Annotated in this window: 12 protein-coding genes; 7 read left to right on the top strand and 5 right to left on the bottom strand. The window is 69.4% G+C overall.

The features are described 5' to 3' along the window. The first annotated feature begins 7 nt into the window (after positions 1–7). Positions 8–1,951 carry a DUF899 family protein gene (locus EAS64_RS46445; RefSeq protein ID WP_145860945.1) on the top strand — a complete coding sequence of 648 codons (1,944 nt, stop codon included), beginning with the start codon at positions 8–10 and terminating at the stop codon, positions 1,949–1,951. On the opposite strand, the gene EAS64_RS37135 is transcribed toward EAS64_RS46445, so the two are convergent. Then, positions 1,942–2,919: a sigma-70 family RNA polymerase sigma factor gene (locus EAS64_RS37135; protein WP_246116061.1), complete on the bottom strand. Its 978-nt coding sequence runs from the start codon at positions 2,917–2,919 to the stop codon at positions 1,942–1,944. The genes EAS64_RS46445 and EAS64_RS37135 overlap by 10 nt on opposite strands. 143 nt (positions 2,920–3,062) lie before the next feature. Between EAS64_RS37135 and EAS64_RS37130 the strand changes: the two genes are divergently transcribed. Further along, positions 3,063–3,977 carry an NAD-dependent epimerase/dehydratase family protein gene (locus tag EAS64_RS37130; RefSeq protein ID WP_145860943.1) on the top strand — a complete coding sequence of 305 codons (915 nt, stop codon included), beginning with the start codon at positions 3,063–3,065 and terminating at the stop codon, positions 3,975–3,977. 382 nt (positions 3,978–4,359) lie between these two features. After that, positions 4,360–4,728 carry an ATP-binding cassette domain-containing protein gene (locus EAS64_RS37125; RefSeq protein WP_439333639.1) on the top strand — a complete coding sequence of 123 codons (369 nt, stop codon included), beginning with the start codon at positions 4,360–4,362 and terminating at the stop codon, positions 4,726–4,728. A gap of 132 nt (positions 4,729–4,860) precedes the next feature. Here the strand turns inward: EAS64_RS37125 and EAS64_RS37120 are convergent, their stop codons facing one another. Further along, positions 4,861–5,115 carry a hypothetical protein gene (locus tag EAS64_RS37120; RefSeq protein WP_145860941.1) on the bottom strand — a complete coding sequence of 85 codons (255 nt, stop codon included), beginning with the start codon at positions 5,113–5,115 and terminating at the stop codon, positions 4,861–4,863. A 328-nt stretch (positions 5,116–5,443) separates the two neighbouring features. On the opposite strand from EAS64_RS37120, the gene araB reads away from it, so the two are divergent. Beyond that, complete coding sequence (araB, locus tag EAS64_RS37115; protein WP_145861393.1) at positions 5,444–7,189, top strand: ribulokinase; 1,746 nt, start codon at positions 5,444–5,446, stop codon at positions 7,187–7,189. Continuing rightward, positions 7,179–7,868, top strand: coding sequence for an L-ribulose-5-phosphate 4-epimerase (locus EAS64_RS37110; RefSeq protein WP_145860939.1), 690 nt, complete (start codon positions 7,179–7,181; stop codon positions 7,866–7,868). Before araB ends, EAS64_RS37110 begins: the two co-directional genes overlap by 11 nt. Before the next feature lie 16 nt (positions 7,869–7,884). Here the strand turns inward: EAS64_RS37110 and EAS64_RS37105 are convergent, their stop codons facing one another. From EAS64_RS37105 to EAS64_RS37095, 3 genes are all read right to left on the bottom strand, one after another. Then, positions 7,885–8,691, bottom strand: coding sequence for an ATP-binding cassette domain-containing protein (locus EAS64_RS37105; protein WP_145860937.1), 807 nt, complete (start codon positions 8,689–8,691; stop codon positions 7,885–7,887). Position 8,692: 1 nt separating this feature from the next. Beyond that, positions 8,693–9,658, bottom strand: coding sequence for an ABC transporter permease (locus tag EAS64_RS37100; protein ID WP_145860935.1), 966 nt, complete (start codon positions 9,656–9,658; stop codon positions 8,693–8,695). Positions 9,659–9,909: 251 nt separating this feature from the next. Continuing rightward, entirely contained in the window at positions 9,910–11,067 is a 1,158-nt protein-coding gene (locus EAS64_RS37095) for a substrate-binding domain-containing protein (RefSeq protein WP_145860933.1), read from the bottom strand. 650 nt (positions 11,068–11,717) lie between these two features. On the opposite strand from EAS64_RS37095, the gene araA reads away from it, so the two are divergent. Both araA and EAS64_RS37085 read left to right on the top strand, forming a co-directional pair. Continuing rightward, the gene (araA, locus tag EAS64_RS37090; protein ID WP_246116060.1) at positions 11,718–13,253 is read left to right on the top strand and encodes an L-arabinose isomerase; all 1,536 of its coding nucleotides are present in this window, start codon (positions 11,718–11,720) and stop codon (positions 13,251–13,253) included. Positions 13,254–13,267: 14 nt separating this feature from the next. Further along, entirely contained in the window at positions 13,268–13,828 is a 561-nt protein-coding gene (locus EAS64_RS37085; protein WP_439333638.1) for a hypothetical protein, read from the top strand. The last annotated feature ends 470 nt before the right edge of the window (positions 13,829–14,298 follow it).

The raw sequence follows: 14,298 nt of genomic DNA, 5'->3' as shown, positions 1-14,298 counted from the left end.
TCGCCGGGTGCGTACCTACCGGGAGCTGTTCGCCGTACCCGAGTTCCGTGCCATCTTCGCCGCCCAGTGCCTGGCCAACGCCGCCGCCGCGGCGAGCAGCCTGGCCCTCGGCACCATTACCTACAACGCCACGGGCAACGCGGTGCTGACCGGCCTGTCCATGTTCGGCGGGCCGCTCATCCGGCTCGCCGCCTCCTGGTTCACGCTGTCCGCGGCGGACCTGCTGCGGCCACGGCAGGCGCTGATGGCCGTCGCAATGGTCATGGCCACGGCGAACCTGCTGCAGGCGGTGCCTGGGATGCCGTGGGGCGCGCGGTTCGCGTTGCTGGCGCTGCCGTGGATCGCGCTGGCGGCGACCAGCGGGTCGATGCTGGCGCTGGTCTCCGACATCCTGCCGCCAGGTGGCTACGTCTTCGGGCGGGCGACGATCAACCTCGCGGTCGGCGGCATGCAGGTAGCCGGGTACGGGCTCGGCGGGCTGCTGCTGACGGCGCTGACCACGTCGGGACTGTTCGTCGTCGCGGCGTGCGCGGCAGCGGCCGCCATCGGCGTGGTGCGCCTCGGCATCGGTGACCATCCGCCGCGGGTCACCGGCCAGCGCCTGCTGCGCCGCTCTCGCAAGGTCAACCGGATGCTCCTCGGCTCCCCGCTGCTGCGCCCGCTGCTGCTCGCCGGCTGCTTGCCGAACGGCCTGGTCGTAGGCTGCGAGTCGCTGTTCATCCCGTTCGGCGCCCGCACAGCCGGATACCTGATGGCGGCCACCGCCGCCGGCATGCTGACCGGCGACGTCATGGTCGGCCGGGTGCTGCCCGCCGCCGCGCGGACCTGGCTGATCGAGCCGCTGCGGTTCCTGCTCGCGGCACCCTACGTTCTGTTCCTCCTTCATCCGCCGCTCGCGGTCGCGCTCGCGCTCGGCTTCTGCGCGTCGGCCGGCTACGCGGCCAGCCTGCCGCTGCAGGAGCGGCTGATCGCGCACACCACCGCCGACGTGCGCGGCCAGCTGCTTGGGCTCTACTCCACCGGCATGATGGCCATGCAGGGCATCGCCGCGGTGCTGGCCGGCTCGCTGGCACAGTGGCTTGGCGGCGGCCACCGGGCCGCCGCCACCGCGATCGGCATCCTCGGCTGCGCGTCGCTCGCGGTCACCGTCGCGCTGATCCCCGGCCTGCGGCGCACCCGGCCGCGCGCCGCATTTCAAGACCGGCCGAGCAGGACGGGCGACTTGCCAGTGCCTGACCGCATCCGGGGGCAGCGATTAGTTGGAAGGGCCACTGGCGTCTTACTAGGCAAGCCCATCGTGTACCGGAGCAATGGCAGGAGGCTGAGCATGGAAAAACCGCCGATTGTGTCGGCCGCGGAGTGGCAGCAGGCGCGCGATGAACTGCTCGTCGCGGAGAAGGAGGCGACCAGGGCGCAGGACGCCATCGCCGCGCGGCGCCGTCGGCTGCCGATGGTGGCCTTCCGCAACGACTACCAGTTTGACTCGCCGGACGGGCCGAAGACGCTGCTAGACCTGTTCGGCGACCAGATTCAGCTCGCCATCTACCAGTTCATGGACCGCGGCCCGGACGCGTTCTGCCCGGGCTGCACCTGGTTCACCGACAACGTCGCCCACCTGGCCGGGCTCAACGAGGCCGGGGTGGCCTGGGCCACGGTGTCCAACATGCCGCTGCCGCAGATCGAGGCCTACAAGAAGGAGCGCGGCTGGACGCTGCCGTTCTACTCCTCGCACGGCACGACGTTCGCCGACGACTGCGGGGCGGGCGCGGGCTTCCTGCTGTCCCTGTTCCTGCGCGACGGGGACGACGTGTACCGGACCTACTCGACGACGTCCCGCGGCGTGGACCGGGTGCTGTTCGTCAACAACATCCTCGACCTGGCGCCCTATGGCCGGCAGCAGGACTGGGAGGACTCACCGCCCGGCTGGCCGCAGTACCCCACCTACGGCTGATCAGGGGCGCCCGGCTGATCGGGGGCGTCGAGCAGGCCCTGCTCGGCCACCAGCCGGCGCAGCCGGTGCGGGTCGGTGATGCCGTCGACCGCGGTGATCCGGCCGGCCACGATGGTGAAGGCCATCAGCCCCGCTGGCCGGCCGCGCAGCGTGATGAGCACGCCGGCGACGCCGTTGACAACCACCGGGCGGAACTCCGCCTGCGGGTGCGCGCCGCCGAGGGTGGCCCGCGCGACGGTGTCCGCGCCGCGCAGCAGCGCCGACCCGGCGACGAAGCCGTCGGTGCGCAGCACCACGTCGGGGTCGAGCAGTTCCACCAGCGTGGCCAGGTCGCCAGCCCGCGCGGCGCCGAAGAAGGCGTCGATCACCGCCCGCTGCGCGGCGAGCGTGCTGTCCGGCTCGTGCGTGCCCGCGGTCCTGACGCGCTGCCGCGCCCGGCTGGCCAGTTGCCTGGACGCCTCGGGCGTGCGGCCGAGCATCGGGGCGATCTCGCCGAACGGCACGTCGAACACGTCGTGCAGCACGAAGGCGACCCGCTCCGCCGGGGTCAGCGTGTCGAGCACCACCAGCATCGCAAGGCCGACCGAGTCGGCGAGCAAAGCCTCTTGCTCAGGCGTCGGCCCGTCCGCCGGGCTGAGCACCGGGTCGGGCACCCGGGGCCCGGCCAGGGTCTCCGGCCTTGCCGCCTTGGCGCGCAGCACGTTCAGGCAGACCCTGGTCACGATGGTGGTCAGCCAGCCGCCCAGGTTCTGCACCCCGTTGACGCCGGCCGCGGCGAACCTGACCCATGACTCCTGCACCGCGTCCTCGGCCTCCTCCAGCGAGCCGAGCATCCGGTAGGCCACCGCTCGCAGCCGTCCGCGGTGCTCCTCGAATAGCTCAGCCAGCCGGGCATCCCCGGACTTCACCGAGTCTTGTTCTCCCGCACCGGGGCCTTTCCCGGGCCGTTCTCCGCGCACCCCTGTCACGCTTCCTCCTGTTCCCGTGTCAGCAACAGTGACACGGGAACGCTCCCCGGCGTGACACGCGGGCAGCCAACCGGAGGAACTGCCCTGCGGACAATGCGGTGCAACGGCTTCGCGGCAGGGCCCGACAGAAGGGAATTGTCGTCATGCGAGTCCTTGTCGTGGGTGCGACCGGCGTGATCGGCACCCGCCTCGTCCCCTTGCTGGCCGAGCGCGGCCATCAGGTGACCGGTACCTCCCGTTCGGCGGCCAAGGCCGGGCAGCTAAGCTCGCTCGGCGCCGAGCCTGCCGTGCTGGACGTGCTCGACGCGGCGGCGGCGCGTGCCGTGGTGGCCCAGGCACGTCCCGACGCGATCATCTACCAGTCCACCGCCCTGAGCGGCATCTCCTTCTCCCGCAACATGGACCGCGCGTTCGGCCCGACCAACCTGCTGCGCACCACGGGCACCGACAACCTGCTGGCCGCCGCCGGCGAGGCCGGCGTGCCGCGATTCATCGCGCAGAGCTTCGCCCCCTTCCGTTACGCGCACACCGGGGGCCCGGTGAAGGACGAGACTGACCCGCTGACCGAGCCTCCGCCCTCGGCGCGGCTGATGTTCGAGGCGATGGCGCACAACGACCGGGCGGTCACCGCGGCGGGCGGCATCGCGCTGCGCTACGGCGGCTTCTACGGCGACCAGGACAACGCGATGATCACGGCCATCGGCAAGCGGCAGTTCCCGCTGATCGGGGTCGGCGACGGTGTCATGTCGTTCATCCACCTGGACGACGCCGCCGCCGCGACCGTGCTCGCGCTCGACACCGAAGGACCCGCCATCTACAACATCACCGATGACGATCCCGCCCCGATGCGCGACTGGCTGCCCGCTCTGGCCCGCGCCCTCGGCGCGAAGCCGCCCTACCGGGTCCCCGCCTGGGTCGCCCGCCTGCTCATGGGAAAGACGCTGGCCATGATGACCGAGGCACGCGGCGCGTCCAACCTCAAGGCCAAGAAGGAACTCGGCTGGACGCTCCGCTACCCCTCCTGGCGCGACGGCTTCCCCGCCGCCTACGGCCACTAGCCGGCTGTCCGTTGATTGGCCGCGGGCCTCTGGTGCCGGGTTTATCCCGCCCCGGCTCGGGTCTGCCGGGCGGCAGGATCGTGGAAACTCGACAATTCGGGCATATCAGGCGCATGATCACGGAAACTCCGATCCTGGCGGAAACTTTGCACGCTATGCGCATGCGGAATTTCCGTTGTAATCAAAATTTCCGTGATCATGTTCGATTCTGCCTGACCGGTGTGACCGGCGAGGGCCGCTACCCGGGTGCGCCTGCGGGAGGCGTCGGCCGCGCCCTGTCGGCGGCGGCTTCCGGTGCGGCGGCGCGCTGGTGCTCGCCGGCCGGAGGGCGGCCAGCACCTCACCAGAACCGGCCTATGTAGTACATCTTCGTCTGTACATCATGTCTGATCTAGCAGCCGAAGTTCGCGATCTGCGGATGCGGTACGGGGCGAAGGATGTCCTGAACGGCATCGACTTCGAGATCCTCACCCGGGAGGTCGTCGCGCTCCTCAGGCCGAACGGCGCGGGAAAGACCACCACGATCGAGATCCTCGAGGGATTCCGCGCCAGGTCGGCCGGTCAGGTGACCGTGCTCAGCACCGATCCCGTCCGTGGCGATGAGCAGTGGCGGGCGCGGCTCGGCGTGGTGCTGCAGTCCTGGCGAGACCACGCCAAGTGGCGGGTCCGTGAGCTGCTGCAGCATCTCGGGGCTACTATGCCCGGTACGGCACGCCGGAGATCCCCCGGCCGTGGGACACCGCCGAGCTGATCGACCTGGTCGGGCTGACCGCCCAGGCGAACGCCAGGATCGGCTCCCTGTCGGGCGGGCAGCGGCGGCGGCTGGACGTCGCGATCGGCGTCCGCGCAGGCCGCGAACGACGGCTGAGTGCAGGGCCGACGGCTAGTGGTCCGCCCAGTGCGGCGGGCGGTCGCGGTACAGGCGGTCTTCGTCGTCGCGGCGAGGGTAGTCGCCCCACGCGATGTCGTTGTCCTCGCGGCTCTGCTCGGAAAGCACGGGCCAGGGCAGCACGGGCTCCGGCGGCACCGGCCGCGCGGCGGCGGGCCGCCCGGCCTGCTCGGAACCCGGCGCGCCGCGCCCGGCGTCCGCCGGCCGACCGGCCTGGCCTGGCCCGGCGTCCGAGCCGGCTGATGTCATGCTGCCTCCGCTGTCACGCCGGCCAGCGGCCGGCACCTTCTCGTCACGATTCTATCGCCGCACCCTCCCCTCCCGCCGTACCGAACGGGAGCGTGCGGTCCCCTTGCCGCGGCGCAGCGCCGGACAGGCCTGCAGGTGATCGTCACGCCTTGAGTCGCGGGCCAGCCGGACGGGGCAGTGGTGCTGGCGCGACATCCAGCCGTTGCCACCAATGGTGCCGGAGTTCATCGTCCGGTTCAGTTGGGCTCCGCCGCCCCGCCGGTAGCCGGTGTGGCTGGGGCGACCCCGATAGCCGAGAATGCGATATGTGGGCGTGAACATCTCAGGCATGGACGCGTGCGTGGTTGGCATCGACTTCGGCACCCTGTCCGGGCGCGCGCTCGTTGTCCGCGTCGCCGACGGCGCGGAACTCGGCAATGCCGTCCATGAGTACCGGCACGGCGTCATGGACACCGTGCTGGCTGCTACCGGTCGGCCGCTGCCGCCTGACTGGGCGCTGCAAGATCCCGAGGACTACCTGGCTGTGCTGCGGACCGCGGTGCCTGCCGCAGTGGCCGAGGCCGGCATCGCCATGGCCCAGGTGATCGGCATCGGCACCGACTTCACCGCATGCACGGTGCTGCCAGTGCTTGCCGACGGAACGCCGCTTTGTGGGTTCGCCGAGCTAACGGACCGCCCGCACGCCTATCCAAAGCTCTGGAAGCACCATGCCAGCCAGTCCCAGGCAGACCGGATTACCGAGCTGGCCCTCTCCCGCGGCGAGCCGTGGCTCGCCCGGTACGGCGGGAAGATCTCGGCCGAGTGGCAGTTCGCGAAGGCGCTGCAGTTGCTCGAGGAAGACCCAGACGTCTACCGGCGCGCGCAGCGGTGGATCGAGGCGGCGGACTGGATCATCTGGCAGCTGACCGGCACCGAGACTAGGAACGCCTGCACGGCCGGGTACAAGGGCATCTTCCAGGACGGGCGCTATCCGTCCCGTGAGTTCCTGGCGGCCCTGAACCCCGACTTCGCCGGTTTCGCCGACGACAAGCTCGCGCACCCGGTTCTCCCGCTCGGCAGCCGGGCGGGCTCGCTCACGGCGCGCGCGGCGAGCTGGACCGGCCTGCCGGAGGGAATCGCCATCGCGGTCGGCAACGTGGACGCGCACGTGACCCCGCCGGCCGCGAACGCGCTTGCGCCCGGTCATCTGGTGGCGATCATGGGCACTTCCAACTGCCACATGATGAACGGGAGCGTGCTTGCCGAGGTGCCCGGCATGTGCGGAGTGGTCGACGGCGGGATCGTCGCTGGCTCATGGGGTTACGAGGCCGGGCAGACCGGGGTCGGCGACATCTTCGCCTGGTTCGCCGACCAAGCGGTGCCACCGGAATACCATGCCGAGGCCCGCCGCCGCGGTCTCACCCTGCACGAGTTGTTGTCGGCCCAGGCAGCCAGCCAGCCGCCGGGCGCGGCTGGCCTGATCGCCCTAGACTGGCTGAACGGGAACCGCAGCGTGCTCGTTGACCATCACCTGTCTGGCGCGATCGTCGGTCTCACCTTGGCCACCCGCGCTCCCGACATATACCGGGCGCTGCTGGAAGCAACGGCGTTCGGTACAAGGGTCATCATCGATGCCTTCGAGGCGGCCGGCCTGCCGGTCACCGAAATAGACATCGCCGGCGGGCTGATGCGCAACGAGTTGCTCATGCAGATCTACGCCGATGTGACCCGGAAGCCGCTGCGTCTCGTCGCCTCTGCGCAGGCGCCCGCGCTTGGCTCCGCCATTCACGCGGCCGTCGCGGCGGGCGCCTATCCCGATGTGCCGACGGCCGCGTCGGCGATGGGACGGACGTCCGCGGCGGGCTACACCCCTGACCCGCGAGCCGTCGGCGTCTACGACCAGCTCTACGCCGAGTACGTGCTGCTGCACGACTACCTCGGCCGCGGCACCAACGAGGTCATGCACCGGCTCCGCGCGCTCCGCGACCGGGTGATCAGCCAGCCCGTCCCGGCCGGCCAGGATTCCGCGGACGCCGCTCTGGCGCCGGACGCGGAGGCCCCCCAGCGGATGACGGAGAGCAGCCATGACGGCTGACCCGGCTGACCCGGCCGTCAGCGCCGCCATCCGCCAGATGCGGCGCACGGTCGCCGAACTGCATGCGGAACTGGTCAGCAATGGCCTGGTGGTGTGGACGTCGGGTAATGTCTCGGCCCGGGTGCCGGGCACGGACCTGCTGGTGATCAAGCCGAGCGGGGTCAGCTACGCCGACCTTACGGCCGAGTCGATGGTGGTCTGCGACCTGACCGCCGCCCGGGTCGCGGGCGAGCTGGCCCCGTCGAGCGACACCGCGTCGCACGCCTACATCTACCGGCACATGCCGCAGGTCGGCGGCGTGGTGCATACGCACTCCCGGTACGCGACGGCGTGGGCGGCCCGCGGCGAGCCGATCCCCTGCGTGCTGACCGCGATGGCCGACGAGTTCGGCGGCGATATACCCGTCGGGCCGTTCGCGCCGATCGGCGGCGAGGAGATCGGTCGCGCCGTCGTCACGACCCTGTCCGGTCATCGCTCGTCGGCCGTGCTGCTGCGCAGCCACGGCGTGTTCACTGTGGGCGCTGCCCCGCGCGACGCGGTGAAGGCGGCAGTGATGTGCGAGGACGTGGCCGCCACAGTGCATCTCGCCGTCAGCCGCGGCGAGCTGACCCCGCTCGCGCAGGACCAGATCGACGCGCTGTACCGCCGTTACCAGACCGAGTACGGCCAGCGGCCGTGAAGACGGCAGGCGGCCGTCACGCTGAGCGCTGGCGCTCTGCGAGCGCCTTGCGGTATTCGTCTACCACCATGTCGGTGAGCTCTTCCGCCGACGTCTCGGAGGTCCGCTTGTCAAGCGTGATCCGGCCGCCCTGGATCATGTTGATCCGGTCGCACACCTCGATCACGTGCGCGTAGTTGTGCGCGATGACGATGACCGAGACGTTGCCTTCGTGCTTCAGCCGGGTGATCAGGTCCAGGATGATCGCGCCCTCCTTGACGCCCATCGCGGCCAGCGGCTCGTCCAGGAGCAGGATCTTCGGGTCCGAGAAGACCGAGCGGGCCACCGCGACCGCCTGGCGCTGCCCGCCGGAGAGCTGGGCCACCGGCGCGTCCACCGACGGCAGCTGCACGCCCATCTCGTCGAGATGTTCCCTGGCCTGCCTGCGCATGATGCCGTTCCGCACCAGCGGCCAGCGGATTACCTCCCGGTTGAGGAACATGTTCTGGAACACCGTGAGCTGGTTGACCAGGGCGAGATCCTGGTAGACGGCGTCAATGCCTAGCGACCTGGCGTAATCGACCGACTTCAGCGTGACCTCCCGGCCCTCGAGGAGGATCCGGCCGGAGGAGGGCGGCTGGAAGCCGCACAGGATCTTGAGCAGGGTGGACTTGCCGGCGCCGTTGTCGCCGAGGAGCCCGAGCACCTCGCCGCGCCCCAGCCGCAGGTTCACGTCGGACAGCGCGTTCACCCGGCCGTAGTTCTTGGAGATGTGCTCGCAGCGGAGGATGTCTCCGTCCGGGCTCGCGGATGCCGCCTGGCCGTCCGGTTCCGTCGCCGTCATGTCAGCTTTGTCCCCTTTCCCGCAGCCGCGTGAGCTGTACGTTCGCCACCATGGAGACGAGGATGGCACCGCCGAAGATGATGGCCAGCGGATCGGCGCTCACGCCGATGAGCGGGAACCCGTCGAGCAGGATGCCCAGCACCACCGCGCCGAAGAAGGCGCCGATGATCGTTCCCACGCCGCCCAGCATCGCCGTGCCGCCGATCACCGCCGCGGTGACCGCGTAGAACATCCACTGGTACGAGCCCGCGGTGGGGGCGATGTTGTTCGTGTAGTACATCTGCTGCAGGCCGACAAAGGCGCCAAGCAGCCCGGTGATCATGAAGTTGCCGTACTTGATCCGGCCCACGCGGATCCCGGCCTCCCGCGCCCCGAGCAGGTTCCCGCCTGTGGAGACCGTGTACAGGCCCCAGCGGGTCCTGGTCAGCACGATATGGAAGATCACGGCGAGCACGACCGCCCAGATGATCGGCGCCCACGCGTAGTAGGTGATCCACTTGCCGATGCCCATAACGTTCGCCGGAATGGCCGCCGGCTGGTCGTGCGAGGTCGTGTTCATCAGCCCGAGCAAGATGAACCCGGTGCCCAGCGTGGTGATGAACGAGGGCACGTGGAGATTGACCGTGAAGAAGCCGTTGACCCAGCCGACCACGAGTCCGAGCAGCAGCGCGAAGAACATCGCGAGCAGGCCGGGGAAGCCGTAGAAGTCGGTCAGGTAGTGCATGAGATAGGGGGCGAACCCGACGACGAAGCCGACCGACAGGTCGATCTCGCCGCAGATCAGCAGGAAGACCTCGCCCAGCGCGATGATGGCGTAAGGTGCCACTTGATCGGACCACAGGGTGACCTGGTTCGGCTTCGAGGTGAAGTCCGACCCCTTGGCGATTAGGAAGTAGAGGAACAGGGCCACCGCGATCACGAACACGGTCGCCTCGCGCTGCCGCCCGAGCACACGCAGGAATCGCATCAGCGTGGCGCCGAGGCCACCGCCGGCACCCGCTTGCCCTCGCTGAGGGGCGCCGGTCTCTCCTGCAGTTCGCTGGACCGTGTCACTCACTGGGACTCATCTCCCGTTTTTCCTCCGGCAAAGCTGCCGCTGTCGGTGTCCGCGCCCGTGCCAGCACGATTCACCGCCAGCCTAAACCCGTGTCAAGGCCGCGTCCGCGCCGGGCAGGTGCAGAACCAGAGCCGCCCTGCCCCGCCCGGCGCGGCGCGATGTCACGTGCTCGTCGTCGCCATCGGCTGGTTGATGGCGCCCGAGGGCCGCGGGATGTAGGCCTCGGCCGAAGATCCGCCCTGGTACCGGCTGGCCTTCAGCATCTGGCTGACGTTGCTCGGGGTCAGCACGGTCAGCCCGGTGTCGGTGTTCGGCGGCGCGAGCTGCGCGCCGGACAGGTTGTACAGGTAGAGGTAGAGGGTGGGCAGGAAGCCCTGCAGGTAGGGATCCTGGAAGATGGAGAACTTGATCGTGCCGGCCTTCAGGGCGTTGAGCGTCCGCGGGTCGGTGTCGAAACCGCCGGCCGGGATCGTCAGCCCGGCCCCCTGGAGGGCCCCGGCGAGGTTCGCGGTGGACCCGGAGTCGACCGCGAACGCGCCCTTGAGGCTGCTTTTGTGCCCGAGCATGAACGCCTTCTCCGCCGACAGCTCGGCGGAGTCGACCGTGCCGGTCGCGACCTCGGTCACCTTGTAGCTGCTGCCGAGCACCGACACGGCGCCGTCGTAGCGGGGCTGGATGTTGCCGGTTCCCGGGGTCGCGATGAAGATCGCGATCTCCCCGCCGCCCGGCACGAGCGTCTTGATCTGCTCGCCCATGGCCTGGCCGGACAGGTAAAGGGCCTGCCCCACGTAGGCCAGCCGGTTGGTGCCGATGTCCGGAATCCCGTGGTTGTAGATCCCGTCGGCGTTGTAGCTGAGCACCGGGATGCCGGCGTTCATCGCGTTGCCCACCGGGGTGGTGAACGAATGCGGGTCGATGACCGTTGTCGCGATCCCGGCCGCCTTGGCGGAGATCCCGGTGTTTATGGCGCTGATCATCTCGGAGACGCTCGAGGTGGTAGAGCCGCTCCACACCGGCTTCGGTATGCCGAGCAGCGCCGACGCGTCCTGGAGCCCGTACTGTGTTGGGGTGAAGAACGCGTTCGTGGTGACGTGGTTCACGAAGTAGTAGTTCTGGTTGGGCACCGCCGGGAAGGGGTTTTTGCCGTTGGCGGCGGCTACCGAGCTGCTGCTCGACGAGGTGCACGCGGCGAGCAGCGCCGACGCGGCGCCCGCCGCGCTGACCAGACCGGTGCCCTGGAGCAGCCTCCGGCGGGTCGGCCCGTCTCCCATGTTGAGCGTCTGGATTGCCTCGTCGACCTTTGGGTCGATCTTGCCCATACGGACCTCCGGTTATCAGTCGCTACCTAGTGACGCGTCATTGCACCCGGCCGGCGCTCGCTCGGCCGCGTTGACCGTGCTGGCCGCCGGGACTCGTCAGGCGGCCATCCTGCTTGCCGCAAGGGTTTCCGCCGTCCTCCGAACTAGTCGCATGCCGTCCGATTTACGGACTTTGTGAACGTTAACAACAACCTCTGTTGGGCAAGCTAAACCAGGAACTCCTCAGAGTCAACGGACGAAAGGCCCTGGGCCATGTCTGTAGTTAACGTCTCGGTAACGCTGCCGCCACGCAAATCCTTCGAGCAGCCAGACCCGCAACCGTGCGCGCCCAGCGCGCCCTCGTCGTCCAGGTCCTGTAGGCGAAGCTTCCGCAGGTCGCCGCCCACCTGGACGCGCGGAGCCTCGCATTCACCCCTTCCCCGAGTCTGGCGGCAGGTATGGCTCCACCACCCTCAGTTATCCCTACCGCTCGCCGGGCTGTCTTTAACGTCTGGCACGGGTTCTTTCCGATCGTCTGGCCAGTGGAGAGCCTCCGCGTCCCGATCGCCGGGCAACTCCCTGTCGCCTGTGCAGCCGTTGACGCGGACAGTGCCTGCCGCCGTACGATGACCAGTTGACGTGAACGGTCACATCGGGGACAGGGAGCGCGAATGATGCCCGCACCGGCTGCGCAGGACAGCCTTGAAGCGCTGCAAAGTCTCGAGGTCTGGTTCCTCACCGGAAGCCAGCAGCTCTATGGCGAGGAGACGCTCCGGCAGGTAGCCGAACAGTCGCGCGCCATCGCCGGCGCGCTCGCGGCGTCCGCTGACATCCCGGTCCGCGTCGTGTGGCAGCCGGTCCTCACCCGGCCCGAGGACATCCGGCGGATCATGCTCGAGGCCAACCATGACGACGCCGTGATCGGCCTGATCGCGTGGATGCACACGTTCAGCCCGGCCAAGATGTGGATCACCGGACTCAACGCCCTCGACAAGCCGCTGCTGCACCTGCACACCCAGGCCAACGTCGCCCTGCCCTGGTCCACCATCGACATGGACTTCATGAACCTGAACCAGGCCGCACACGGGGACCGCGAGTTCGGCTACATCCAGAGCAGGCTGGCTATCAGGCGCAAGACCGTCGTGGGCCACGTCTCCGATCCGCGCGTTACGGGCCAGGTGGCGACCTGGACCCGGGCCGCCGCCGGCTGGGCGGCGACGCGCGCGCTGAAGCTGGCCCGGTTCGGCGACAACATGCGCTTCGTCGCCGTCACGGAAGGCGACAAGACCGAAGCGGAATCGGTTTTCGGCGTGCAGGTCAACACGTGGAGCGTCAACGACCTCGCGGCGGCGGTCGCCGATGCGAGCGCACAGGACATCGACGCCCTCGTGGCGGAGTACGAAGGGCGTTACGACGTCGTGCCCGAACTGCGGTTCGGTGGGGAGCGGCATGCCTCCCTCCGCGACGGCGCCGCGATCGAGCGAGGGCTGCGCTCCTTCCTCGACAACGGCGGCTTCGGCGCCTTCACCACGAACTTCGAGGACCTGGGCGAGTTGAAGCAGCTTCCCGGACTGGCCGTGCAGCGGCTGATGGCGGACGGTTACGGTTTCGGCGCCGAAGGGGACTGGAAGACGGCCGTGCTCGTCCGGGCGGCCAAGGTGATGGGGGCGGGCCTGCCTGGCGGGGCGTCGCTCATGGAGGATTACACCTACGATCTCCAGCCGGGCGACGAACGCATCCTCGGCGCGCACATGCTCGAAGTGTGTCCCAGCCTGACCACGAGCAGGCCGAAGCTGGAGATCCATCCGCTGGCGATCGGGGCTAGGGAAGACCCGGTGCGCCTCGTCTTCACGGCGGACCCCGGGCCGGGCATCGTGGTCGCGCTGTCGGACATGCGTGACCGCTTCCGCCTCGTGGCGAACGTGGTCGAACTGGTCCCGCCGTCGGAGCCGCTGCGGCGGCTGCCGGTCGGGCACGCGGTATGGCGGCCAGCGCCTGACTTCCCGACCTCGGCGACGGCCTGGCTGCAGGCGGGCGCGGCGCATCACACCGTCATGTCCTCGGCTGCGGGCGTGGAGGCCTTCCGGGACTACGCCAGGATGGCGGGCGTGGAACTGCTCGTCATCGACGAGTCGACGACCGCGGAGGCGTTCGAGAACAAGATTCTCTGGAATGCGGCCTATTACCGACTCGCTGGCGGGATCTGATGCCGTGCCAGACGGTGCGCAAGAGCGTCCTGCGCCTCGCGGACGGGCGTGAGCTGATCTATTTCGACTCGCAAGACGGAGCGGACCGGGCCGCCTATCCCGATACCAGGTCGCTTGGCCGCGGGCCTGAGCCGGGCGAATCCCGCTTTGACCCGCTGCTCGGCGAATGGGTCACGGTGGCTGGACACCGGCAGGAGCGGCCTTACCACCCCGGAGTGGACGTGTGCCCGCTGTGCCCGTCCACGGGCACCCGGCGCATCGAGATCCCGGCGCCCGACTACGAGGTGGCGGTGTTCGAAAACCGCTTCCCATTCCTGGCCGGCGGTCCGGCCGGGCGGGATTCGCTGGCCGGGCCGGTGCCGCATCGGTTTCGCAGCGGCGGAGGCCGCTGCGAAGTCGTCTGCTTCACGGCGGATCATGACGCGACGTTCGCCGCGCTGGACGAGGCCCGGGTCTTGCTGGTCCTCGAAGCGTGGACGGCCGAATGGGCGGCTTTCGTGCCCTTCGCCGCGCGCTGGCCCTTACGAGGCGCACCTGTACCCCAAGCGGCGGGTGCCCGACTTCACCGCGCTTGACGACGCACAGCGCGCCGCGTTCTCCGGCGCTTACCTGGACTTGCTATAGCGATTCTGGCGCCTGTTCGGCACGGGTGCGCCACCGGTCCCGTACGTCGCGGCCTGGCATCAGGCGTCGGCCGGCGCGCCGCGGGAGTGGCCGGGCATACCGCTGCACGCGGAGGTCTTCACCGTCCGGCGCGCCCCTGACAAGCTAAAGTACCTGGCCGGGACCGAGTCCGGCATGGGCGCCTTCATGAACGACATTCCGCCCGAACAGGCCGCCTAAGCGGCTGCGGGTGGCGCAGGGATAACCGCCGCTACACCAGCCAGTTCCGTCGCGCAACAGGCCGTGGAACTCTTCCGGGCCTCCCATAGAGGCCCTTAATATCCCGTAACTTAAAAAGCGCGTTCGGGTCCGCGAGAAAATGCGTGATAGCTCTCCGGTTCCAGAGTCACAACTGTCCGTTCGGAGACTTATTTATCCCACT

The organism is Trebonia kvetii (assembly GCF_007827045.1).
In the GTDB taxonomy this organism is placed as follows: domain Bacteria; phylum Actinomycetota; class Actinomycetes; order Streptosporangiales; family Streptosporangiaceae; genus Trebonia; species Trebonia kvetii.
The sequence above is the reverse complement of the archived record's forward strand: the minus strand, read 5'-3'. Positions and strand labels throughout refer to the sequence as shown.